General features: G+C 39.1%; 26 protein-coding genes and 1 pseudogene. 9 read left to right on the top strand and 18 right to left on the bottom strand.

The window, feature by feature from the left end; genetic code table 11:
• Positions 1–197 precede the first annotated feature (197 nt).
• Positions 198–2279 (top strand): metallophosphoesterase family protein, encoded by a 2082-nt coding sequence (locus tag ACZ9EE_RS04010; RefSeq protein ID WP_476025391.1) that lies wholly within the window; start codon positions 198–200, stop codon positions 2277–2279.
• 23 nt (positions 2280–2302) lie between these two features.
• On the opposite strand, the gene ACZ9EE_RS04015 is transcribed toward ACZ9EE_RS04010, so the two are convergent.
• Entirely contained in the window at positions 2303–3217 is a 915-nt protein-coding gene (locus tag ACZ9EE_RS04015; protein ID WP_476025392.1) for an alpha/beta hydrolase, read from the bottom strand.
• Between the two features lie 165 nt (positions 3218–3382).
• Between ACZ9EE_RS04015 and ACZ9EE_RS04020 the strand changes: the two genes are divergently transcribed.
• The 3 genes from ACZ9EE_RS04020 (at position 3383) to ACZ9EE_RS04030 (ending at position 6539) form a co-directional block, all read left to right on the top strand.
• Positions 3383–4705 (top strand): alkaline phosphatase family protein, encoded by a 1323-nt coding sequence (locus ACZ9EE_RS04020; protein WP_476025393.1) that lies wholly within the window; start codon positions 3383–3385, stop codon positions 4703–4705.
• On the top strand, positions 4702–5976 hold the full coding sequence (locus ACZ9EE_RS04025; RefSeq protein ID WP_476025394.1) for an MFS transporter: 1275 nt from the start codon (positions 4702–4704) through the stop codon (positions 5974–5976). Before ACZ9EE_RS04020 ends, ACZ9EE_RS04025 begins: the two co-directional genes overlap by 4 nt.
• A 158-nt stretch (positions 5977–6134) precedes the next feature.
• Positions 6135–6539, top strand: coding sequence for a VOC family protein (locus ACZ9EE_RS04030; protein ID WP_476025395.1), 405 nt, complete (start codon positions 6135–6137; stop codon positions 6537–6539).
• Between the two features lie 104 nt (positions 6540–6643).
• On the opposite strand, the gene copZ is transcribed toward ACZ9EE_RS04030, so the two are convergent.
• From copZ to ACZ9EE_RS04050, 4 genes are all read right to left on the bottom strand, one after another.
• Positions 6644–6850 (bottom strand): copper chaperone CopZ, encoded by a 207-nt coding sequence (copZ, locus tag ACZ9EE_RS04035; protein ID WP_476032847.1) that lies wholly within the window; start codon positions 6848–6850, stop codon positions 6644–6646.
• Positions 6851–6861: 11 nt separating this feature from the next.
• The gene (locus tag ACZ9EE_RS04040) at positions 6862–7209 is read right to left on the bottom strand and encodes a metal-sensitive transcriptional regulator (protein ID WP_476025396.1); all 348 of its coding nucleotides are present in this window, start codon (positions 7207–7209) and stop codon (positions 6862–6864) included.
• Positions 7210–7364: 155 nt separating this feature from the next.
• On the bottom strand, positions 7365–7832 hold the full coding sequence (locus tag ACZ9EE_RS04045; protein ID WP_476025397.1) for a CBS domain-containing protein: 468 nt from the start codon (positions 7830–7832) through the stop codon (positions 7365–7367).
• A gap of 146 nt (positions 7833–7978) precedes the next feature.
• Positions 7979–8629 (bottom strand): TetR/AcrR family transcriptional regulator, encoded by a 651-nt coding sequence (locus tag ACZ9EE_RS04050; RefSeq protein WP_476025398.1) that lies wholly within the window; start codon positions 8627–8629, stop codon positions 7979–7981.
• Positions 8630–8859: 230 nt separating this feature from the next.
• On the opposite strand from ACZ9EE_RS04050, the gene ACZ9EE_RS04055 reads away from it, so the two are divergent.
• Positions 8860–9021, top strand: coding sequence for a hypothetical protein (locus tag ACZ9EE_RS04055; RefSeq protein WP_476025399.1), 162 nt, complete (start codon positions 8860–8862; stop codon positions 9019–9021).
• Positions 9022–9066: 45 nt separating this feature from the next.
• Here the strand turns inward: ACZ9EE_RS04055 and ACZ9EE_RS04060 are convergent, their stop codons facing one another.
• The 7 genes from ACZ9EE_RS04060 to ACZ9EE_RS04090 all read right to left on the bottom strand — a co-directional run bounded on the left by ACZ9EE_RS04060 (position 9067) and on the right by ACZ9EE_RS04090 (position 14372).
• The gene (locus ACZ9EE_RS04060; protein WP_476025400.1) at positions 9067–9639 is read right to left on the bottom strand and encodes a DNA-3-methyladenine glycosylase I; all 573 of its coding nucleotides are present in this window, start codon (positions 9637–9639) and stop codon (positions 9067–9069) included.
• The gene (locus ACZ9EE_RS04065) at positions 9632–10024 is read right to left on the bottom strand and encodes an MmcQ/YjbR family DNA-binding protein (protein WP_476025401.1); all 393 of its coding nucleotides are present in this window, start codon (positions 10022–10024) and stop codon (positions 9632–9634) included. The genes ACZ9EE_RS04060 and ACZ9EE_RS04065 overlap by 8 nt, the downstream gene beginning before the upstream one ends.
• Before the next feature lie 114 nt (positions 10025–10138).
• On the bottom strand, positions 10139–10987 hold the full coding sequence (locus ACZ9EE_RS04070; protein WP_476025402.1) for a DODA-type extradiol aromatic ring-opening family dioxygenase: 849 nt from the start codon (positions 10985–10987) through the stop codon (positions 10139–10141).
• 99 nt (positions 10988–11086) lie between these two features.
• Positions 11087–11272, bottom strand: a complete 186-nt coding sequence (locus ACZ9EE_RS04075; RefSeq protein WP_215046045.1) for a 4-oxalocrotonate tautomerase — start codon at positions 11270–11272, stop codon at positions 11087–11089.
• Positions 11273–11307: 35 nt separating this feature from the next.
• Positions 11308–12090 carry a 2-keto-4-pentenoate hydratase gene (locus tag ACZ9EE_RS04080; protein WP_476025403.1) on the bottom strand — a complete coding sequence of 261 codons (783 nt, stop codon included), beginning with the start codon at positions 12088–12090 and terminating at the stop codon, positions 11308–11310.
• A gap of 24 nt (positions 12091–12114) precedes the next feature.
• On the bottom strand, positions 12115–12891 hold the full coding sequence (locus tag ACZ9EE_RS04085; protein ID WP_476025404.1) for a 2-keto-4-pentenoate hydratase: 777 nt from the start codon (positions 12889–12891) through the stop codon (positions 12115–12117).
• A gap of 17 nt (positions 12892–12908) precedes the next feature.
• A complete protein-coding gene (locus ACZ9EE_RS04090) occupies positions 12909–14372 on the bottom strand; it encodes an aldehyde dehydrogenase (protein ID WP_476025405.1) in 1464 nt (487 codons plus the stop codon).
• Positions 14373–14724: 352 nt separating this feature from the next.
• On the opposite strand from ACZ9EE_RS04090, the gene ACZ9EE_RS04095 reads away from it, so the two are divergent.
• Both ACZ9EE_RS04095 and ACZ9EE_RS04100 read left to right on the top strand, forming a co-directional pair.
• The gene (locus ACZ9EE_RS04095; RefSeq protein WP_476025406.1) at positions 14725–15501 is read left to right on the top strand and encodes an IclR family transcriptional regulator; all 777 of its coding nucleotides are present in this window, start codon (positions 14725–14727) and stop codon (positions 15499–15501) included.
• Between the two features lie 35 nt (positions 15502–15536).
• Entirely contained in the window at positions 15537–16472 is a 936-nt protein-coding gene (locus ACZ9EE_RS04100; RefSeq protein WP_476025407.1) for an amidohydrolase family protein, read from the top strand.
• Between the two features lie 56 nt (positions 16473–16528).
• On the opposite strand, the gene ACZ9EE_RS04105 is transcribed toward ACZ9EE_RS04100, so the two are convergent.
• The 4 genes and pseudogenes from ACZ9EE_RS04105 to rfbA all read right to left on the bottom strand — a co-directional run bounded on the left by ACZ9EE_RS04105 (position 16529) and on the right by rfbA (position 20450).
• Entirely contained in the window at positions 16529–17218 is a 690-nt protein-coding gene (locus tag ACZ9EE_RS04105) for a Dph6-related ATP pyrophosphatase (RefSeq protein ID WP_476025408.1), read from the bottom strand.
• A 366-nt stretch (positions 17219–17584) separates the two neighbouring features.
• Positions 17585–18436 carry a dTDP-4-dehydrorhamnose reductase gene (rfbD, locus tag ACZ9EE_RS04110; RefSeq protein WP_476032848.1) on the bottom strand — a complete coding sequence of 284 codons (852 nt, stop codon included), beginning with the start codon at positions 18434–18436 and terminating at the stop codon, positions 17585–17587.
• A gap of 44 nt (positions 18437–18480) precedes the next feature.
• Positions 18481–19452, bottom strand: a pseudogene (gene rfbB / locus ACZ9EE_RS04115) (dTDP-glucose 4,6-dehydratase).
• 125 nt (positions 19453–19577) lie between these two features.
• Positions 19578–20450 (bottom strand): glucose-1-phosphate thymidylyltransferase RfbA, encoded by an 873-nt coding sequence (gene rfbA / locus ACZ9EE_RS04120; RefSeq protein ID WP_476025409.1) that lies wholly within the window; start codon positions 20448–20450, stop codon positions 19578–19580.
• A 232-nt stretch (positions 20451–20682) separates the two neighbouring features.
• Here rfbA and ACZ9EE_RS04125 point away from each other — a divergent pair, with 232 nt between their 5' ends.
• Both ACZ9EE_RS04125 and ACZ9EE_RS04130 read left to right on the top strand, forming a co-directional pair.
• Positions 20683–21462: a glycosyltransferase family 2 protein gene (locus ACZ9EE_RS04125; protein ID WP_476025410.1), complete on the top strand. Its 780-nt coding sequence runs from the start codon at positions 20683–20685 to the stop codon at positions 21460–21462.
• Positions 21459–22862, top strand: coding sequence for a CDP-glycerol glycerophosphotransferase family protein (locus ACZ9EE_RS04130; RefSeq protein ID WP_476025411.1), 1404 nt, complete (start codon positions 21459–21461; stop codon positions 22860–22862). The genes ACZ9EE_RS04125 and ACZ9EE_RS04130 overlap by 4 nt, the downstream gene beginning before the upstream one ends.
• 90 nt (positions 22863–22952) lie before the next feature.
• Here the strand turns inward: ACZ9EE_RS04130 and pseI are convergent, their stop codons facing one another.
• Positions 22953–24008: a pseudaminic acid synthase gene (gene pseI / locus ACZ9EE_RS04135; RefSeq protein WP_476025412.1), complete on the bottom strand. Its 1056-nt coding sequence runs from the start codon at positions 24006–24008 to the stop codon at positions 22953–22955.
• 33 nt (positions 24009–24041) lie between these two features.
• Complete coding sequence (gene pseH, locus ACZ9EE_RS04140) at positions 24042–24554, bottom strand: UDP-4-amino-4,6-dideoxy-N-acetyl-beta-L-altrosamine N-acetyltransferase (protein ID WP_476025413.1); 513 nt, start codon at positions 24552–24554, stop codon at positions 24042–24044.
• Position 24555: the final 1 nt, after the last annotated feature.

Here is a 24555-nt window from a genome sequence, read left to right on the forward strand (position 1 = left end):
TGCGAAAATAGCCCTTATTAAAGAAAACAGCCGTGATGACACTCCGGAACCTAGATGCGAATATACTAATTTCATTATAAATCCTTTTTCACCCAACACCTGCGAAAAAATTGGCAATATTATTACAAACTATAACCAATGTGAAAGAATTAGAAATGGTGCCTGTCACCATTTACTATCTCGGGAGGTGATTTAGTATGGGCTTGGTTAAGTTTCCGTTTGTTTTGGCAGGACCGATCGTAAGGCGGGTGGAGCGCGGTCGGGTTGTGATTTGGATAGCGACGAGCAGGGAGACGGAGATTGAGGCTGCTCTTTATAAGATAGAGACTTTAAGTAATCAACCATCATTCGAGTATTATCTGATGGAGACAAATACAGAAACCACTTCGATCAGAGCCGGAAAACAGCTTTACCTTCATTTAATCAACGTTACAGCCACACATGGCTACTTTCCGGCAGAAACCCTGATTGGCTATAACCTGCACTTTGTCCGCGCCAGGGGCACCCGAAAGGACGATTTACAAAGTCTTCACTACCTATCCCCTGGATACCCACATTCTATCGTGTACGGAAATCTGAAATACCCGTCCTTCCTGATAAGAGATGGAGGCAGTCAAAGTAATATCTTCTATGGTTCTTGCCGAAAACTTCATGGTGATGGTGAGGATACACTCGCCCTTGCTGATCAAATCCTAGAAAAAGACTATGATAATATTCCCTCCCGGCCCGATTCCCTTTTCCTAATGGGGGACCAAATCTATGCAGATGACGTCGCCAACCCGCTTATTTTAGCAATCTCAAACCTAAGCCGCGAACTAATCGGTCATAAAGAACCACTAAGCAAACTAGATGCCCGCCTTGGTCAAGAACCCTATTCTACAATACTAGCTCAAATAAACGGGAGACAATTTGTAATGGAATACATCGCTCAATTTACAAGCTCCGAAGCACAAAATCATTTAATTGAACTCGGTGAATTTGCAGCGATGTACCTTGTGTCCTGGAACCCCGAGCTTTGGACAGTCCTTCAGAAGCACGAATTACTTCCATCTTTTGAGGAAGCCGAAGAACAACAGTTGATTCATTTTTCTTTTCCTAACACCGGCCATAATCAGCAGGAACATAAACTCGAACGGCAAAAACTGAAGGACCGCTATCTTGAACAGCAGGAAGCACTGATTACTTTCCAAGAATCTCTCCCTCATGTCAGAAGATTGCTGGCCAACATTCCCACCAATATGATCTTTGATGACCATGATATTACCGATGACTGGAATCTATCAGCCGAATGGAAAATGACGGTTAACAATGCCCCGCTGGGGAAACATGTGGTAACAAACGGCCTTTGTGCCTATTGGCTTTTCCAGGGCTGGGGAAATGAGCCAGACGCCTTTGATGATGATTTTATTACCACCATGACAAGCTATTTTAAACGACTTCGCAGAGGGTACACCCATTGTACATCTTACGAAAATTGGCTGGAGCTGCTTTGTGAATTCAACACTTGGCATTACATTGCCCCCACCCACCCAAAAGCGGTATTTCTTGATACACGGACGATGAGGGACTATGATACGGACCCAAAGCCAATTAAATTTGGTCAAATCATTAAAGAAAGCGAAGGCTGCCCGCGGCTGGTAGACCAAACGGGATGGGCGCTCATCACCTCGAAGCTCGAGAACAGCGGCTGGAAAAAGAAAACCCCATTAATCATTGTTTCAGCCACACCCGTTTATGGCATGGGACTAATCGAATCCTTTTTACATGACTTTGCATATCCTGTTCAAGTGCTCGGCGTAAAGGTGCAAACCTCGTTTGATTTTGAAGCATGGAAATACAATGGCAAAGGATTTACAGAATTTCTAACGCATACCTCCAATTGGGCTCCACTACCGCTGATCATTTTATCAGGAGATGTTCACTACGCTTCAGCGGTTAATGCAACTGTCACTTTTGCCAATGAAAAAACCCTCCCGATCTATCAATTTACAAGCAGCCCTTTCAAAAATATGAGCTTCTCCGGGGTCTGGGGCCTATTAATGAAGATGGTCATCGCCATCAATGCCTACAGCCGGAAAAGAGACGATATTCACCGAACATGTACCCCTGATTACACGATCACCCACACCAAACCTACTACAAACATCACACCCTTCCTATGGAAGGATCAACTCCGTTATCAATTCATTGAAAAGGGCTCCATCATCGAAACAACCAATAATCTCGGTCTTGTATCGATCACAGGGGAACAAGTCAAAAACAATCTCTTAAAAAAATAACGTGAAGGCCATCCCTCTGGCCTTCACGTTTTTATGATCCGTCTAATAAATTGGCCGATTTCCCTAGTAGCCCTTCTAGCTTCAGGCAAGAGGTCACCACTAATCTGCCAAACATGCCACATACCATCCCAAACCTTTAACGATACACTTACACCCGCAGCCTTTGCTTTAGCGGCAAGCGCTAGGGCATCACTTTGCAGAATTTCATGTGTCCCTGATTGAATCAACATTGGCGGCAATCCGGTTAGGTCTGCAAACACAGGGGAAATCAGCGGATGGTCGAGAGACTCCGTTCCCGCATACAAACGGGATGCTTCCTTTACAGCTCTTAAACTTAAATAGGGATCGACTTCGCCATTTTTCTGATAACTTTCCCCACTGCTTGTTAAATCTACCCATGGTGATAAACAAACAATCCCAGCCGGAAGCGGCTCATTTTGATCCCTTAAAACAAGTGCAGTGGCTAGAGACAAGCCGCCGCCGGCCGAATCGCCTGCGAAAATAATGTCTTTGCCAGTATATCCTTGCTTCAACAACCAGTTATAAACGTTGACCGCATCTTCAATCGCTGCCGGAAAAGGATGTTCAGGTGCCAAGCGGTATTCAGGGAACAGCACTTTCACACCGGCTGCTGCCCCAATCCTTGCAGCAAGCGGCCGATGCGTGTTCGCTGAACAAAGCGCATAACCACCACCGTGAAGATAAAGGATAACCTTATCCGGCCGGACGGGACCCGTCGTCAACCATTCCGCATACAACCCTTCGATGTGCAGTGGAAGGACTTCACAATTTTTCGGAAGTTTACCGACCTTACTTGCAGCGGTATCGAGCAACTCCCGCTGTTCCTCTATTCCCCTTTGCGATACCCCTTTTTTGGCAGCCCGTTTTACCGACAGCTTAATTGCTTTTTCAAAAAAATAACTTTGAATACTTGGCATGATTCCAACCCACCTTTATACCAATAATTGCTAATTTCATTATACTAAAAAAGAATATTGATGCGGTAATCATTTCGTTACTTCACCTAATATTCTAAACTTTTGTAAATGTTCTGTAACAATTCGTTCTGTCTATAGTACAATTAGGCTAACAGGAGGTGTTCAATGAACCGGCTTACCGATCATTTAATCATTATTTCCTTTGACTGTCTTTCAGCTTTAGACCTTCCCATCTTACAGGAACTGCCTCACTTTCAAACCATCTTAACGAAGGGAGCACTGGTAGAACATGTTGAATCCATCTACCCTTCCGTCACCTATCCATGTCATGCGACGATTGTTACCGGAAATTACCCAAACCGGCACGGTGTTATCAATAATACCCTTCTGCAGCCTGGTAAAACCTCACCGGATTGGAACTGGTACCGCAAATTTATCAAGGGTACGACCCTTTATGATGAAGTAAAAAAGGCCAATATGACGACGGCCGCCTTTTTATGGCCTGTAACAGCAAAAGCGGACATAGATTACAACATGCCGGAAATCTTTGCCAATCGTCCATGGCTGAATCAAATCCTTGTTTCCTTACTGAACGGGACACCCCGCTTTCAATGGGAGATGAACAAACGCTATGGGTACATCCGTAAGGGTCTTCAACAGCCGGAATTAGATGATTTTGTACTAGAGGCAGCTGTGGATACGATTAAAACAAAGAAGCCTAACCTATTATTGGTCCACTTTACCGATTTAGATACCCAGCGCCACGAACATGGTTTTTCATCAAAAGAAGCGATTCTCTCCCTTCACCGACATAATCTACGGCTTGGGAGATTAATAGAAGCTTTAAAAGCAGCAAACATCTATGAACAATCCACGATTATCGCTTTAGGTGATCACAGCGCTCTTGACGAACAGAAGGCGATTAACCTCAATGTCCTTTTTACTAAGCAAAACTTAATCACGACAAACACAAATGGAAAACTAATTAATTGGAAGGCCTATTGTAAAAGTTGTGATGGCTCCGCATATATTTATCTTAACACCCCTGAAGACCAGTCAACTTTCCAAACTGTTCACAATCTCCTTAATTTATTGATCGAGGAGCCGGACTTCGGGATAGAAAAATTCATTACAGGAGAGGAAGCAGCAGCAAGAGGAGCAGATGGCAGCTGTGCCTTTATGATTGAAGCTAGACCTGGATTTTACTTTTTAGAAGACTATAGCGGGGAATTTATCAAACACATTACAGAAGAGGATACAAAGGCAAATAAAAAATATACGAGGGCGTGCCATGGCTATTCACCTGAAAAAGAAAACTATGGAACCATATTGATGGCAGCCGGTAATGGAATTCAACAGGGTACCCTGCCTTCGATCCGTCTCATTGATGAAGGCCCAACATTTGCTAGGCTCTTAGGTGTCAGCTTAGGTGATACCGATGGAAAAGTGATTGATGAGTTGCTAACTTTAAAGGGGGAAGTAACATGAGTCGAATGTCAAAGCAAGAAAAGGGCTGGGTATTCTATGATTGGGCAAACTCTGCCTATTCCATCCTGATTACAACTGCCATCTTTCCATTATATTTTAAAGCAGCCGCGAAAGAAGCAGGACTTGCCGCGTCTACATCCACGGCATACTGGGGCTATGCCAATTCAATTGCAACTCTGTTAATCTCACTTTGCGCTCCTATTTTAGGGAGTATTGCCGATTTCAAAGGCTTCAAAAAACGATTCTTTACCTTTTTCTTTGCGCTCGGAATTATTTTTACTCTCTTACTCGCTGTAGTTCCAAGTAACCAGTGGCTAGCTCTGTTAATCTGTTATATGGTGACGGTCATCGGTTTCGGCGGAACCAATATTTTCTATGATGCCTTCCTTGTCGATGTGACGACTGAAGAGCGGATGAATCAAATCTCCTCTAAAGGCTATGCCATGGGTTACATCGGCAGTACCATCCCGTTTATATTGGGAATCGCACTTATCCTTTTGTCGCAGCAAGGGATCCTTCCGATCTCCGTGACAGTTGCTAGTCAAGCAGCATTTGCCATCACTGCCTTATGGTGGGGATTGTTTACGATTCCCATGCTGAAAAACGTCAAGCAGATTTATTATAAGGAACGGGTTACAAATCCTGTTAGCAATGGGTTTCGCCAGTTATTTTTAACTTTTAAAAAGATAAGATTATATCGGCCGCTCTTTTTATTTTTATTCGCTTATTTCTTCTATATTGATGGCGTCAATACGATTATTACGATGTCTACAGCCTATGGATCTGATTTAGGAATCACCTCAACCAATCTCTTAATCATCTTGTTTGCTACACAAGTGGTTGCGGCTCCCTTTGCTTATTTTTACGGAAAACTCGCCGATCGTTATAAGGGAAAGACAATGCTGTTAGTAGGAATTTTTGTCTATGTCGTCATTTGTATCTATGCCTATTTTTTAAAAACTACTTTGGACTTCTGGATTCTCGCCATGCTGGTCGCTTCCTCACAGGGAGGTATTCAAGCATTAAGCCGGTCCTATTTTGCTAAGCTGGTCCCGAAAGAAAGTGCCAACGAGTTTTTTGGATTTTATAGTATTTTTTACAAGTTTGCTGCAATCTTAGGTCCATTTTTAGTTGGATTCACGGCCCAACTTACCGGGACTACCAACAGCGGTGTTTTTAGTTTGATTGTATTGTTTATCATTGGCGGCTCGATTCTGATCAGGGTACCCGAAAAAGACACGATTATAGAATCTAATTCCCTTTCTCAATAAATTAGAATCACACAAAAACAGTGCCTTTCACATTTGAACGAGCACTGTTTTTTTATTTATATTGATTATAGAACTAGCGTTCGGTTATAATAGTACTATCAACAACCTTGTTGCTAGAAAACTAATCTCAAACAACAAGGAAAAAAGGAGAATTTTATATGATTGCACCGTATTTAATGTTTAACAGACAGTGTGATGAGGCCTTTAAAATGTATCAAAAAGCCTTTGATGGAGAAATCGTTTCCATACAAAAATATGGTGACATGCCTCCAAATCCTGCATTCCCTGTGGCGGACAGCGATAAAGACCTTGTTTTACATGCCCAATTGAAATTAACAGAATCAGGATTTATTTACGGTTCTGACGGAAGTAGGGATCTTGGAAATGGGGCAAAAGTGTCGATCAGTGTAGAGCTTGAATCCGAGGAGCGTGCTCTACAAGCCTGGGAAGTTCTCAAAGATGGCGGCTCTGTTTATATGAATCTGCAGCCAACCTTCTTTTCAAAGCTGCATGGTTCCGTCCAGGACAAATATGGGGTAACTTGGATGTTTACGGTCAACTAAGAAAAGCGAAAGCGCCTTGAACAGGTGCTGGAGCCAGACAATTTTCAAAGTCGATTTTTAATCCAAAAATCAACACCCAGGTGTTTAGACCTGGGTGCACTCTCTTATTTTACATCGTAACCTTGGTCATCGATTGTTTCCTTTATTTTTTCAAGTGAAACGAGTTTTCCATCAAACTCTACAGCAACTTGGCCCTTTGCAAGATCGACCGCCACCTTATTTACACCTTGAAGTTCACCGACACTGCCTTCAACTGCCTTCACACAATGTCCGCAAGACATTCCACTCACATTTAATGTAACTTGTTCCATCATTAGCATCCTCACTTTTTCATTAATTTCTGTATCGTCACAAGGACCTCATCGAGGACCTCCATATCGCCCTCTTGAATTCTCTCGACGACACAACTTTTCATATGCCCTTCAAGCAATACTTTCGCGACACTATTTAACGCTGATTGCGTAGCAGATATTTGGTTAATTACATCATCGCAATACGTATCTTTTTCAATCAAGCCTTTAATCCCGCGGATTTGCCCTTCAATTCGATTCAACCGGGTAACTAAATTGCTTTTCACCTTATCTGGATGATGACTTCGTCGATGGCTTCCGTCATGTTCGCAGCACGTTTCTTCCGTTAGCTCCTGCTCAAGTTCCTTTTCATGAGACATTTAAACGCCTCCTTTTTGGACTTATTATATCATACCACCGTACCGTATCGCGACGTGGAGATTTAGACAATACCCACTCCCCATATATCAACGAAACAAGAAAAGATAGGCTGTGATTTACACATAAAATCCAAGCCTATCTTTGAACAATACACTTACAATTCTTCTACAATTTTTTGTTGGATATTGCGAATAACATCACCGCGGCTGATGACACCTACGACACGATTAGCTCCATTTACGACAGGCAATTTTTTAAAGTGATGCTTTGATAAGATATCGACCACTTTTTCCATATCATCTTCGGGATGAACTGTCATGATCCCATGTGTTTTCGCAAACTTAATAATCTCCCGATTGATGATTTCACTTAAATGAACTTGTCTATCCTCTACGGCTATATACGTTATAAAACTGAAATAGTCATGAATCCGCCGGTCTAATGGCTTAATAGCCCGGATAATATCCCCATCTGTTACGATGCCGCATAATGTCCCATCTTTTTTTGTAATCGGAACCCCGCCGATTTTCTTTTCTACAAATATAGACATGACGTCTCTTACTGTACTTTCCGGGCTAACTGAAATAACGTCTCTCACCATAAAGTCTCTTACTTGCATCATGATCACCGCTTTCTTTGAATCAAATCAAAATAAATCATGTCATTTCCTTAAATTTTTGTGCTATTGCCGTGTTATCTTGAATATAATAAACTCCATCTTTCAAAATATTATTTTCAATTTTTGAATGTTTAATGAGACCTTATTCCTTATTTTGCTTCCATATCATTATTGGTAAGCTGCTCTAAAACTCCAGGCGGGAACACCATACGGCAAATCAGCTTGGCAACGTCCTGATATGCAGACGTTTTCTCAGACTTGCTTATTTTATCAAGTCCGTTCTCGACAATCGTCATAATCGCCCAAGAAAGGGTGTCTAAATCCAAATCGCCCCAAATTAACCCTTTTTCTCCCGCTTTTTTTAATCCGTTAAAAATCCTATCATGGATTCTTTTTCTAGCATTGTCCAGAACGGCTGCGAGCTCGGTATCCTTTGATAACAGCTCAGGCAGAACATGACGGAGTCCGAGCTCATGGATTCGGTTATAATGATTTTCTAAAGAAGACGCCAATGCTGCCACTGGGTCGCTTGATAGCCAGCTAATTTCTGGTGGAAGAAAAGTCTCAATCTTATCCTCAAGCAGCGACATCAACAGCTGCCGTTTATCGGAAAAATAGCGATAGAAGGTTCCGGTTGCAACCCCTGCATGTGCGGCGATTTCTTTTGCCGTAGTCTGCTCATACCCCTTTTCTTGAAACAATGCATAACCACTTTCGATTAACGCATTTCTCTTAGCTTGAGCCCGTACTTGTTTTGGCAAAAATGGAAATTCACCTACCAGTTTTTCATCATCTGACATGTTCTCACCTCGATCTTATCATATCACTTTTTAAGAATTTGAACCATAGTTCATGTTTAAATTGACAGAAATAATCGTTTGTGTGATACTTGAACTAAGGTTCATATTATATTTTTGAGAAAAGTTATTTCCTGAAGCAGGAATTTTCTGCTTCTATGCGAATAATTTAAGGTATCTATTTTATTTTTAAAAACATATTATCTTAAAATAAATGGAAGGTGTTGGTTCATTTGGCAAACCAATCTGAGTCTAAAAAACTATCTGTTAATTCCACTATTTCATTAAAAGGAATTGTCAAAGCCATTTTCAACGATACCGTTCATGTCCAAATCGGCGGAAAAATCATTCCGATTCCCGCTTCTGATTTTATGTTGGAAAAACCAACAAAATAATGACCTTAAGAAGGCCCGTCACACTTGTGACGGGCCTTCTTTTTCCTATTGATCCAATGAGTTCAAGCGCTGGTAACACATGCATGTAGTTACATGGTCATTCACCATCCCCACTGCTTGCATGAAAGCATAACAGATCGTTGAACCCACAAATTTAAAGCCCCGCTTCTTTAAATCTTTACTTAAGCGATCACTTATTTCCGTAGTTGCCGGAACCTCGCTCATTTCCTTGAAATGATTTTCGATTGGCTTTCCGTCCACAAAGGACCAGATATAGGCTTGAAACGACCCAAATTCATCGATTACCTTAAAGAACGCTTTGGCATTTGTAATCACTGCATTTATTTTCAGCTTGTTTCTTACAATACCTTCATTTTGTAACAGTTCAGCCACTTTGTTTTGATCATAGCAGATAATTTTTTCTGGTTCAAAATTATCAAAAGCTTGACGGTAGTTGTCTCGCTTTTTTAAAATCGTATACCAGCTTAACCCTGCTTGTGCTCCTTCAAGATTTAGATATTCAAACAGCAGGCGGTCATCATATACGGGTACTCCCCATTCGTGGTCATGATAATCGATATAGAGTGGGTCCTGATTGACCCAGCCGCATCTATTCATGGTTGTATGCCTCCATTACTTCCTTAGAAAGTTTTTTCGGAGCAGTCTGTAAATATGCTTCGAGAATAAACTCCTCTATCTCAGTCATATTTAATTCTCGATTTGTATAAAAGGATGTCCAGCCGTGCTGGCCGATATAAGGTGTTTTAAAATAGCGTTCAGTTTCTTGAAGTAATAACTGTTGAGTGGTTTTAAGAGTTTTTATGGATAATGAAGGATTTTCATCACTTTCTCCCATCATAATAAAGGGCTTATCTTTCACACGAAATGTGGTATGTCCAAATTTGTCTACTGCTTCCGTTACTTCAGGGAATTTTGTAGCTATTATTCTTATTTTTGAAAGAAGTTCATTTCCTTGAACTGATACAATTTGCTTATTCATCATCGATTTTACTCCTAAATTGACATGATATTCCTATTAAGTATTACATATTTCTCCCTAAAAAGGTATGATGACATATAAAAAACCGGACACCCCTATCCGGTTATGTATACACTCTTATTTGGCGTATTCGTTCTCTGCCAATAAATTAATCGCTGGTGCTATGACTTTACGAAAGGTAATCAGCACGTTCCAGCTTCCCGACGACTGTCCGTCAGCAAAGAAAGTAGGTTTACATTCTTTATCAAGCATACTCAGAAGCATGGCAAGATGACGCCCGCCTGATTCGACTCGGGCCATCCTAGCATATTCTGGCAGCATATCATACGCGGATTGATAATCCTTGTTCATTACAAACTCGAGAAATTGTTTATCCATGGCATGCTCTGTGATGGTTGGTTTATTATGTCTGCCTCTTACTAAATTATGGGATAAGGCACCACTTGAAATAAATACGACTCTTTTACTGGTTTCTTGTAAAACCTTTGCGATTTGCTGACCCCATTTATAGGTCTCTTCGATACTGGCTGCCAATGTCACTGATAAATTAATAACCGGAATATCTTCATCTGGATTCAGGTACCGTAAAGGAACAACACTGCCATAATCCCAGAGATAATAAGGATCATTTACTCCTTGGACCTGGAGGCCTGCATCTTCTCCGGCTTTTACGAGTTGGTTTGCTAATTCTTCATCACCTGGGTAGTTGTAAGGGAGGTCTTTAATTAGGTCTGGGGCTTCGAAGGCAGTTAATATCCCTTTATGAACTGGTGTACAATCCACATAGTGGAAAAACGTCGACGGCCAGTGACAAGAAACTAATACAATCACATCCGGATTTATTTCTTTTATTTGTTCAGCAACTACCTTCATGGATGAAGCCATATCCATTTGAAAATCCGGTACTTGATCTTCATGACACATACTAGGGACATGGGGAGCTATCATACTAAATTCAATCGTCATAATACCCTCCTATAAAATCCATCATACTAAGTGAACGCTTACAAAAGAGGAAAATAGTGGGGAGCAATGATATTCCCCATGCTCCCATTTATGAAATCCTTATCTTTCCGAAGCAGGTATGCCTGCAATCCCCCAATGGGTTTTTGGCACTTCCGTCACAATAACTCTGATGCTTTCTTTTGGTGCGTTCAAGGTTTCTTCAACCGTATGGGTAAGATTTTTAATTAATTCTGTTACTTTCTCTGGAGGTCTTCCTTCCATTATTTGAACATTAATGAGTGGCATGCTAATCATCCTTTATTTTTAAAAGTACCTCGATTTTAATCCATCACCGTAAAGCTTACTTCACCAAGCCCGTCAAATTTCCCACTGACGACATCACCATATTTCAGCATGACCGCACTGGTAATTCCGCCTGTTAAAATCACGTCACCCTTACGAACCTTTTCACCTTTTCTCGCCAGCATATTGGCCAGCATCGCAACGGAATGGGCCGGGTGCCCCAATACTGCCGCACCTGCCCCAAGTTGTTTTATTTCTCCATTAATAGACAAAGTTGAGCCAAGTAAATCCAATTCAAATTGCTCTGGTTTCTTTAGGGTTGTTCCAAATACAACCCTTGAGGTTGAGGCATTATCCGCAATAACATCGGGTAAGGTGAAATTGAAGTTTTCATAACGGCTGTCGATGATTTCTAAAGCCGGCAATACATACTCGGTTTTAGCAAGAACTTGAGCACCAGTTACACCCGGTCCTTCGATATCTTCCCCAATCACAAACGCGATTTCCGCTTCCACTTTTGGATGGATCATTTCATGTAATCGCAGTTTTCCGCCATTTTCAATCAACATATAATCAAACACATATCCAAAGATGGGATCATCAATCCCCATTTGTTTCATTTTAGCAAAGCTCGTTAAACCCATTTTGGGACCAACGATTCTCCTGCCATCCTGCAGTTTCATTTGGACGATTTCTTCCTGAACCTGATAAGCTTCCTCTACGGTTAAATCGGGCTTTATATTGGCAGTTACCTTGACAACCTCACGTTTTTCCAGCTCGGCTGCCACTAGATAATGGGCTATTTCCTTTATATGACTCACTGTGTTCCCCTCTTTTTCTCCAAATTAAAAGTGCACACTGACCTGACCGAGATGAGCAAATCGTGCTGTAAAAGAATCTCCTTTATTGGCCACTTCTGCTGCTGACAACGCCCCAGACAAAATGACTTCTCCTGCTCGAAGCGGAATATCAAATTCTGATAGTTTGTTAGCTAACCATGCGACACACGTTGCTGGATTTCCCAACGCTGCTGCGCCAACACCAGTATTGACGAGCTCACCGTTTTTCGTTAGCACCATCCCGATTAATTCAAGATCAATGTCTTCTACTTTTGTAGGTTTGCCACCCAATACGTATAAACTAGAGGATCCATTATCTGCAACCGTATCCTGCAGCTTAATCTTCCAATCTTGGATTCTACTATCAACGATTTCAAGGGCCGGAACGACATATTCTGTTGCCTGAAGAACATCAAGTGTGGTCACATTCGGTCCACGCAAATCCTTTTTTAAAATAAAAGCAATCTCCGCCTCCACCTTCGGCTGCAGGACAGACTCAATTGAAATATGACCGCCATTTTCGATTACCATACTATCTAGCAAATGTCCGTAATCTGGTTCATCGACGCCGAGCAAGTTTTGCATCGCTAAGGACGTTAAGCCTATTTTCTTGCCAACGATTTTTTGTCCTTGTGCTATTTTTTTATTAATATTTTCAAGCTGGATATAATAAGCTTCCTTCACTGAAAGTTCGGCATCAACCGATGTTAAAGGAGCAATCCCGACTCTCGTCGTTTCTGCCTCGGCTAACTGCTCTGCAAATTGTGTTACTTTACTAGTCAAAGTATTTACTTCCCTTCTTATAATTTGATCGTGACATTGGAAAGTTCAGAGTAAAAATCGATACTATGCATGCCGCCGGTTCTGCCAATTCCACTATGCTTCATACCGCCAAATGGTGTTCGCAGATCACGCAAGAACCAAGTATTTACCCAAATAATTCCTGCCTCAAGCTGATGGGCAACCCGGTGTGCTCTTCTTAAATCGTTTGTCCAAATCGTTGCACTTAAGCCATAATGGGTATCATTTGCCTGCATAACCACTTCTTCTTCCATATCAAACGGCATAACGGTAACCACAGGGCCAAAGATTTCTTCACGAACACAGCGAGAATTTCGATCAAGCCCAACTAAAATGGTAGGCTCTAAGTAGTACCCTTTTTCATATCCGTCCGGACGTTTTCCGCCTGTCAGGATCGTCGCACCCTCTTGGCGGGCAATATCAATATAGCTGTTTACCCGGTCATAATGCTCTTTACTGACTAGGGCCCCCACATTTGTATCTGCCTCGAGTGGATGGCCCACCTTTAAGGTTCTGACCCTTTCTGCGAATCTAGTTAAAAATTCTTCGTAAACAGGGCGCTCCACATAAATACGTGAGCCGCACAAACAAACTTCCCCTTGGTTCACAAAGCTGGATTTAATCGTGGTTTCAATCACTTCATCTAAATCAGAGTCAGCAAAGATTATGTTCGGATTTTTTCCGCCAAGTTCGAAGGAGAGCTTTTTCAAGGAATCGGCTGCCGATTTCATAATTGCAGTGCCTGTTTTTGGCTCACCAATAAATGAAATCGCATCGACATCCGGATGTTCGGAAATCGCAGCACCAGCGGAATTAGGGCCAAAACCATGGACAAGGTTTACGACACCATCGGGTACCCCAGCTTCTTTACAAATCTCCATTAGTACGGTTGCAGTCATAGGCGTCCACTCGGCTGGTTTAATAATAGCCGTATTGCCCATTGCTAAACATGGCGCCAACTTCCAAGTCAACAGTAGTAACGGCAGGTTCCAAGGTTTAATAATCCCAACCACACCGACAGGACGGCGATAGGAATAATGAAGGGCGATATCATCCTGCATATTTGAATCGGTATTAACAGAAATCATATAGTCAGCGAAAAAGTGAAAGTTAAAGGCAGCACGCGGAATATCGACACTATTTGCTAGTGAAAATGGTTTCCCAGTATCCATGGATTCAAGATGTGCCAGCTCTTCCTGTCTTTCAAGAATTAAATCGCCAATCCTGCGGATAATTTTTGAACGCTCAACAATAGGCATGGTCTTCCATTTTCCATTTAATGCTCTACGGGCAGCTGCTACCGCAAAATTAACTTCTTCTTTTCCCCCTTCAGCAACGGTTCCTAACACTTCTTCAGTGGCTGGGTTGATGTTTTCAAATGTCTTTTGGTTTTGCGATTCAACGAATTGTCCGTTGATAAAGTGTAAACAATTGATGGCTCTTACTCTAGTTTCTACTTGCATGCTAATAGTCCTCCTTAAAAAGTTAATTTTTTTTATTTTCTTAACATTATGGTAACGCTTCCGAATTTCGCCTACAACGTCACTGTTGCTCTATACGCAACAACCTATTTTTTTTAGCAACATTTTTCAAAATAAAAAATTAAGGTAGTTGGAAATGCCATTGTGACCAATGTTTCCATTCTTTTCACGCCTTCTAATTATCACAATAAACACCTTGGTTATTCCAATCGTTTCAGATAATATTTAAAATTTTTAAAATATTTATTTTCAATTTCTGTTTTTTCTGTTATATTGCCCACTATAGAGCAACACGGTTTACTATAAAGAAACAAACGATTAAGGAGGAGGAAAAATGGAAGTTAAGAATCAAGAGGATAGCCACCTTTCATCTGTAAAGAATGCACTTCGAATTCTAAAAAGCTTTACAATGGATGAACCTGAAAAAAAGATCAGTGATCTTGCTGCTACTCTTGGACTCAATAAGAGCACGGTCAGCCGAACAATGACAACGCTCGCAAGTGAAGGCTTTGTTTTCAAAGATCCGGAATCAAAGAAATATCGCTTAGGTCTTTCTATCCTTTCCTTAAGTGGAATCGTGAATAGTAACATGGACATTTATCGCGAATCACAGCCAGTATTAAATAAATTAGTGGAGCATATTGGTGAAACTGCTCATGTTTCCGTTCTAGATAACTTAGATGTTATTTATCTGCAAAAGGTAGAATGTAATCATCCTGTTCGTTTTTTAACTCATATCGGAAAACGAAATCCTCCCTACTGTACTAGTTCTGGTAAGGTCTTACTTGCCTTTTCAAGTGAAGAAGTAATCGATCAAGTCATTAATAAAGGACTACAAAAATTCACAAAGAACACGATAACCAGCCCGGAGAAGTTACGAGCACATTTAAAAACTGTTAGAGGAAGCGGTTATGCAAGCAGTGTTGAAGAGATTCTCGAAGGAGTCACCTCCATTGCTGCACCTATTTATGATTATCAAGGTAAAGTGATTGCTGCCCTTTCGGTCGTAGGACCAAATCAAAGAATTCTTCCACAAAAAATCCCTGGCTATGTAAAAAAAGTGATCAGTGCGGCGAATGAAATCTCGTTGCGAATGGGTTATAGAGGATAATAGAGCCTAAATTACTGATAAAGGAGATGTGCAGGTTGTACGATTTTCATACTCATTTTATACCATCTGATGTTTTGACTTGGTTAAAAGATCATCAAGATCTTGTAAATGCAAAATGGATTAAAAAAGAAGAAAATAAGGATGAATTTTTAGTTGTGAATGAAAAATGGGGATTTGAATTGAAAAAGGCATTTACAGACGGCAGCTTATACCTTGAAGAGCAAACAAAAGCCGGTGTGTCCCATTCTGTGTTATCACCGATTCCCCAGCTTTTTATGTATGATTTTCCAGAAGAGATTACAGTTGATATCTCCACAGTCTACAACCGGTCATTAGCAGAGTGGACTAAACAAACTCCTGAGAAACTATCGGCTCTAGGCACGGTCCCTCTTACCAGCCCATATAAAGCTGCGGAAGTATTACAAGAAGCGATGAATCTTGGTCTTAAAGGGGTTATTATAGGTCCTGGACTAGAAAATCATATGTTGTCTGATGAATATTTCACTCCTATTTTTGAAGAAGCTAACAGACTGAAAGCGATTGTGTTTATTCATCCGTTATTATGTGAAGACCCTCGCTTAAAAAGAAGAATGATGCCGAATTTAATTGGCGTTCCATGGGAAACGACTGTATGTGCAACGGACTTATTATTAAGCGGTTTAGTGGATCGATATCCTCAGGTAAAAATATTATTTGCACACGGAGGCGGCTTCCTTCCCTATCAAATTGGCAGACTTGATAAAGGGTATGAACAATGGGACCTTGTATCCTCTAAGTTAGCAGCAAAGCCATCGGAATATTTAAAGCGCTTCTGGTATGATACCGTCCTGTGGAACCAAGATAGTTTAGATTTCCTTATTAGAACGGTTGGTGAAGAACGAGTCGTACCGGGATCTGATTATCCATTTGATCTTTGCGTATGGCCTCCATCAGGGAAACAAGAAGCAGCGGTTCGCTCATTACTGGATTAAGATTTTCTATTATTTAATAGTTACTAAGATAAAAAATGAAGCAGGGAAACCCTGCTTCATTTTTTTCTAGGAATTAAATCTGTAAAACAAAACCTTTTTTGACCAGTATAGATGTCATTGGAAAACTTTTTTTCGCCCGTTTTAAACTCAATTGGCTTTTTAAATATCGGACCATCAAAAACAAACGAATGATACTCACCATTTTCGCCGCATGAATCCACTTCAACTGGGAGTTCTTCTAAAAATTGTTGAGTGATTTCCCTGCCTGAAAAATGTTCAGGCAATTGAGTTAAATCTACACAAGTCGTAATTGTTCGATATCCTAGTGATAGAAAGCGAAGAATCAAATCTGATGTGTTTATTCCCCATAAAGGAAAAATCGGTGTGATCCCGACAGGAATTAACATTTCCTCCCGGTATCTGCGCACATCCTCAAGAAATAAGTCACCAAAGGCTATGTGGTCGATGCCTAATTTCTTTATAGCATTTATTTCTTTCAACATTATCTCCCCATATTGTTCATTTGAGCACTGTTCGGGAATTCTAATTTTTTTCAACGGAAGACCAATAGACTCTGCCTGAGCCTCCAGCAATTCCTCTCTTACACCATGAATACTAGTCCGATTAAATCCATCGGTAACGGTTGAAAACAATAATTTGACCTCATATTCATTTGAATTTAATAGATCATGTAGTGCTAAGGTTGAATCCTTCCCGCTAAAGGAAACTGCTACATTTTTCATCATTCTAACCCTCCTAGTTTCATGTTAACAGAATAATCTAGTACATTAATAGTTCATTTTTTTCAGCAGCGTAACTTTTTAAAAATTAACCAGTTCCAGGTCTTGGCATGCCTTTTTTAAAAGTATAGACATTGCCTTTACAGTAAAGACTCAAATCCTTGTATTAATTAATAATTAATATTTAATTGTAATGTTACTTTCAGTTACTGGTACGATTTTTTTGTACTGGCTTTTATTTAAACAAAAAAACCAGGAATATTTGCTGGGTTTCTTAAGAAGTAAATTGCTCTTAAACCAGCTTTAGCATGTGAAAAATTACAACAAGGAGACCTCACTCTGCTGTGATATTTGGATTAAAACTAAACCTTTTTAAGATTTACTGATCTTTAACAAAAACCGACTTAATGCATCCTTCCAATGAGGCATTTCGTTAAAATTATTAATTCTTAGTCCCATATGATCCATAACGGAATACTTGGGGCGTTTTGCAGAAAGGGGAAATTCCTCTGTCAAGCAAGCTTCTAGTTTAATTAGATTGTTAGATTGATAAAAAATCTCCTTCGCAAACTCATACCAAGAGCAATACCCGGTATTTGACACATGGTAAATCCCATATTTTTCAGATTCCATTAGCTCCACAATACATTTTGAGAGGTCCACAGTATAAGTTGGGCACCCCACCTGATCTTTAACAACTGATAAATGTTCCTTCTCTTTAGAGAGCTTAAGCATTGTTTTTACGAAATTGTTCCCTTTTACTCCAAAAACCCATGAGGTTCTCACAATGAAGAATTTCGAATGGAAGTCGCGCACAAAATTTTCCCCGGCCAACTTTGAATATCCATAAATATTCAGTGGAGATACAGGTGAAAATTCATGATAGGAAGAAGTGGAAGAACCATCAAAAACGTAATCTTTACTAATATAAACTATTTTCGCCTTAATTAATTCTGCTGCTAAAACAATATTACGCGTCCCTATTCCATTTATCAGAAAAGCAAGATCCCTCTCCGATTCCGCTTTATCGACATTAGTATAAGCAGCACAATGAATGATTATATTTGGTTTAATTTGAGTGACTTTTTTATATACTTCCTTCTCATTTGTAATGTCTAATTCGGATTTTCCCAATGCAAAAACTTGATAATCTAATGATTCTAAGTATAGTACCAAATCAGTCCCAAGTTGTCCTTTCGCTCCTGTAACCAGAACCTTAGTAATGTCCTCTCCCTCTCAATAGAATATTACCTTTCCACTTTCAACCATCAATTTGATATTAATCTCTTCCACCATTCCTGGTTTGATTGATACCATAAAATAGTTTCAGCTAAATCCTCATTAATTGAATAAGATGGTTTCCAGCCTAATTCATTCTGAATTTTACTTGAGTCAATCGCATATCTATAATCATGACCTAACCGATCAGGTACAAAGGTTATAAGTTTTTTAGAAACTCCTAAAGTATTAACAATAGTTTCAACAATTTCTAAATTATTCCTTTCATTATGGCCGCCAATATTGTAGACTTCCCCAGGTTGTCCTTTTTGAATAACTAAATCGATTGCAGAACAATGGTCTCGTACGTGAAGCCAATCTCGAATATTTTTTCCATCACCATAAATAGGTAAGTTCTTATTATTCAATGCGTTAATAATCATGAGTGGTATGAGCTTTTCGGGGAATTGAAATGGTCCATAATTATTCGAACATCTTGTGATGTTAACATTTAATCCATAAGTTTGATGATAGGATTTCACTAAGAAATCAGCACTCGCTTTGCTGCTCGAATAGGGACTATTTGGGGATAGAGGAGTCTCTTCTGAAAAAAAACCAGTTGTTCCTAATGAACCATAAACTTCGTCAGTCGAAGTTTGAATAAAACGAATATTATGATTTTTAGCTACATTTAAAGACTTTGCGTTCCAACAATATTTGTTTTGACGAACTCATAACAATTAGCAATACTTCGGTCTACATGAGATTCAGCAGCAAAATTAACAATTAAGTCCACCTCTAGTGTTTTTAAAACATAATCAAGTAGGAGTGAACATAATTTTGTCCAAGAAACCCATTATTCCATATAGGTCTGAATCTATTTCAAGAAGGAGTTAAGGTTAGATGAAAGTACTTGTTACAGGCGGAGTTATCTAGATTACCTGCGTAAGTTAGTTTATCATAATTAACAATAAAAGAATCGGGATATTTTTCTAAAAATAATGAATAAAGTTACTTCCAATAAATCATTTGTTTGAGGAATTTATTATTGTTACTCCTATGTTTGTATCTTTGGTTAATATGATAGTAAGTTCGAGGATCAATTCACCTTAAAGCACATTAAATCTTTAAAATTCATTGGCCCCCTCTATTTTTTTGTTCCTGCAACCTTCATTAAGTACTTGCCGTACTCATTTTTCAGTAAAGTTTTTGCTAAATCATAAAGTTTTTCTCTTGAGATATAACCTTTCTGAAAGGATATTTCTTCAAGGCAGCCAATCTTAATGTTTTGAGTTTCCTCAATGGTCTTTATAAATTGTGAGGCATTAAATAATGATTGATGTGTGCCCGTGTCGATCCAAGCGTTCCTCGGACCAATTAATTTTACTGATAACTCCCCTAATTCTAAATAGGCCTTATTAACATCCGTTATCTCTAGTTCACCTCTTGCAGATGGCTGCATCCTTTTTACGATATCGACCACGCGGTTATCATAAAAATAAAGTCCTGTAACGGCATAATTTGTTTTTGGTTGAAGTGGCTTTTCCTCGATGGAGGTAACCAATCCATCGGCTGAAAAGTCAATGACTCCAAATCTTCCTGGATCGGAAACAAAATATCCAAATATTGTAGCGCCACTTTTTTTCTTTACAGCCTCGTTCAACAAACATTCGAACTCAAATCCATAAAAAATATTATCACCTAAGATTAAGCAGACATTATCATTCTCTATAAACTTTTCCCCGATTAATAAAGCTTGTGCAATTCCGTCTGGGGATGCTTGAACCTCATATTTTATTGAAATGCCAAAGTTCGATCCATCGCCAAGCAATTCATTGAAACGTGGAATATCCTGCGCAGTTGATATGATAAGAATTTCCTTTATTCCGGCAAGCATAAGTGTTGAGAGTGGATAATAAATCATTGGTTTATCATAAATGGGTAATAATTGTTTTGATATCGATCTTGTTAAGGGGTATAACCTTGTCCCACTTCCTCCTGCTAAAATAATTCCTTTCATGTATTGCCTCCTTTTGCTCATAACCAAAATAAGTACGACTCTTAAATATTCTATGTACATGAAATAAAAAGGGTACTACTTTGATAAAGATAGAATTTCTCCTGAAATTAAACATTCGATTATGACCTATTTTTAATTAAACTGATTGAAGTGGTACCAAAATTCCCTTTAATCTCATAAAGTATAAAGAATGTAAGTAAGGTTATTTTTAAATAAGAAAAGAGGTAGATAAATGCCGAAAGTATCGATTATTCTCACCAGCTATAATAAACATGAGTATGTCGGGAAAACCATTCAATCCATCTTAAGCCAAACTCTTAAAGACTTTGAATTATTTATCATGGATGATAATTCAAATGAAAAAACATTAAACTCTATTGAACCATTTTTAACGGATGAGAGAGTAAAATTTTTCAAGAGTGAGATTCAAACTGTTGATGAAAGAGTGGCCAAAACAAGGTATGCCGTTTTAATTAATCAGTCATTAGAATTTGCCACAGGAGACTATATTGCATATGCAACGGATGATAATGTTTTTCATAAGAATAAATTACAGAAAATGGTGGATTATCTAGAAAATCACCCAAATGTTATGGTTGTATACTCAGCGTCACAAACCAATTATTTAAATGAGAATGGGGAAATCACAAAATCGATTGTAAGACCTGCAAAAGTAGTTCAATGGTTGGCCCCTTGTGTTACCGATCATTGTTCAATTATGCACAGAAGAAACTTGCTGCCTATTATAACCGAAACATTTGGCTCCAATTGGGACGAAGACCCCCAATTTTATCGACTTGGGGATGCCCGATTTTTCTGGAGACTCAATCATTTTTGGCCGTTCTATCCAATACCAGATATACTAGATTATAACTCTATTACACCTAAGTCTATTCATGCTCAGATCTTTAACTCAAATCCCAATGAATTTGCTAAGAAATTACCACCGCAAAGAACATGTAAGGAATTAAGAGATTCCCTAAGGGCATTAAAACGGGGGCAAATTGGATGAATACTTACTTAAAAAATTACTGGGGTATCTATCGCGAGTTTGTTGAACATTTCAAAAACTTTACCTATAAAGGGATTCCTATTCCCTTACTAACAAATTTTTATCAGCAAATTGACCAAGAACTGAAAACGAAAATGGAAAAAGACGATTTTCCTATCAGTGGAAGATACCCTGATTTGAAAAAAGAGATGCTGCAGCCCTATTTTGATAAATGGATACCCGATAGTATACTTCCTTCGAAAACCATAAAGACCGACGGGAGGATTCTGATAAATTATGATTATACCCGGATTCCAGATCGTAGTTATCAACAATGGTTTGATCAAGGAAAAACCCTCATTCTTTCCCGTTCTAAAAAAACACATCTTCACGGGATTCCAACTGAGAGACTGGATAAATATGAAGAATCAACAGAGGAGATTTCTAATGATCTCGTGAAAAAAGCAAAATCGTTATTTGGAAAATTAGAGCATCATCCCGCCTTTAATAATGATTTTTTTCAACAGACTTTTCTTAAACGGATTCCTTCAATTATTAAAACACTTAATGCTGCTTTTAATCTATTTGAGAAACTCACCATATCCGCGATTATTGTTGGAACAACAGAAGATATGGTAAGCAGATCGCTCGCTATTGTTGGTTCCATGCATGGCATAAAAAGTATATGTCTTCAGCACGGGATTTTAATGGGAGAAGAGGCATTTATGCCTGTTTTTACACGTTCTGTTGCCGTATATGGTGAATACGAGAAAAATTGGTATATACAAAGAGGAGTCACAATAGAGCGGATAGCGGAGATTGGCCATCCTAAATATGATGAAATTTTTCACAAAACACCGATTAATCATCAAGAATTTTTAAGAAAATTCAACCTCGATTCTACCAAAACTCCGTTATTAGTCATAACAGGTCCTAGTATAGATGATGCTAAATTTACAAAGTTATTGACGAATCTAATCGGTAATCCTCAATTTCAATTCATTATTAAGCCCCATCCTTGGGAAATTGCCAAGGGTAAGTATGAGCTATATCAAACTTTTGAAAAAAAGTACCAATCAGTAAAAGTACTAACATCAAAAGAGAACTGCTTATATGAACTACTTCCTCATGTTGATGGTATTATTTCTACTTTATCTACTGTTGTACTTGAAAGTATTTTATTTAACAAGCCAGTTTTCGTCTACGACTTTTTAAACAGTAATCGGCCATATGACTATTTTGATAGTTTAGGTGAACATATACAAAAAGATCCCGATCAATTATACAGTGTCATCAATAATTACTATACTTCACCACAGCACAAGGAAGCTTATCTAGAAATAAGGAATCAATATATAAAAGGACTTTATATTGATGGATTTTCGGCAAGTAGATTAATAAGTAAAATAAACGAGAAATAGACCAAAGGGAATTGGTAATATTGATTACTTATATTTTTTCATAAAATAAAGGACCTGTACCAAATGGCAGGTCCTTATTTTATTTGTATTTTATTCTTCTAATAGGGAAAAATCGGTTGGAGTTCCAGCCTTTATTTCTTTTGCTGCCGTTTTTCCGATTAACTGGTCGAAGTATTTTGGGGCCAAACCAAACCCGGGACGAATAACTCTAAGATTGTCTTTCGTAAGAATGTCCCCGGGTTTTATGTCTTTTACCACATAGATTGACCTTCGGAATTTCAACGATTTTTTTTCTTCCAAAGTCGGTCCGTAGCTTACATGCCCTAATGATCGCCAGACACGTTCTGCTTCGATAACCAATGATTTCATTTCATCAGGTTCCATCGAAAAGGCGGAATCTACTCCTTTTTCAGCTCTAGAGATGGTAAAATGTTTTTCAATTATGGTTGCACCTAAAGCAATGCTGCCCACAGCAACACCAATCCCCATCGTATGGTCGGACAAACCTACTTGACATCCAAAACGGTCCCTCATATCGGGAATTGTAGTGATATTGGTATTTTCGGGTGAAGCAGGATAGGTACTCGTACATTTTAAGAGAATTAAATCTTTACAACCGAATGCCCTGGCGGTTTGGACAGTTTCTTCTAATTCCTCGATCGTGGCCATTCCAGTTGAGATAATTAGAGGTTTCCCAGTGGCTGCAACCTTTTTAATTAAGGGGAGATCATTGTTTTCAAATGAAGCAATTTTATACATTGGTACGTTTAATTCCTCTAAAAAATCTACGGCTGTATGATCAAATGGAGTGCTAAATGGGATCATTCCTAGTTCCAAAGCTTTGTTGAATATGGGTTTATGCCACTCCCATGGAGTATATGCCTGTTGATAGAGTTTATAAAGGTTATTTCCTTTCCATAAACTTGATTGGTCATTGATTTGAAAATCTTTCGTATCTAGATTAATGGTCATTGTATCAGCCGTATAGGTTTGTATTTTCAAGGCATGTGCACCAGCTTCCGCTGCGGCCTCGACGATTTGTAAAGCACGTTCCAAGGATTGATTATGATTTCCAGACATTTCTGCAATAATAAAAGGAGGATGATTCGGTCCAACCATTCTTCCTCCCAGATTCATTTCCATCATTAATTACACCCTTTCAAGTGAATTAAATTTAAATTATGATCTATGAAACTCCCAGTTTTCTTTATCTAAGACGAACCTATTGATTGTAATAAACTGACCATTCCGGTAAATACGGTTTTTATAACGTAAATCTTGTTTAAAGCCTAGTTTTCGATGAAACGCCTCACTTTTTTTATTAGTAGATAGTACTTCCCCGATAATTCTTTTCGCATTTAAACTTTCAAAGGCATAATCTAACGCAAAACTTCCCATGATTGAACCAACGCCCTTAGGTGCATCCAGTTCGCCGATATAAAATCCCCAGAAATAAGCTAGATGTTGCAAATCACTCTTTTTAAATGAAACAAGACCCAATGGTTGTGTATGTTTCACAAATACGCGGTAGTGCTCGGCATGATTCGTAAGGGTATTAGCGAACCATTGACAGTGATCTTCATAAGGGATTATTTTATCATTAAACATATTAGAACGAATAAACTCCAAATTTCTCCATTTAAAAATTAAATCCTTGTCTTCCTCGGTTAATGACCTTAATTCATAGTCCATA

This window comes from Bacillus sp. URHA0034 (assembly GCF_056280405.1).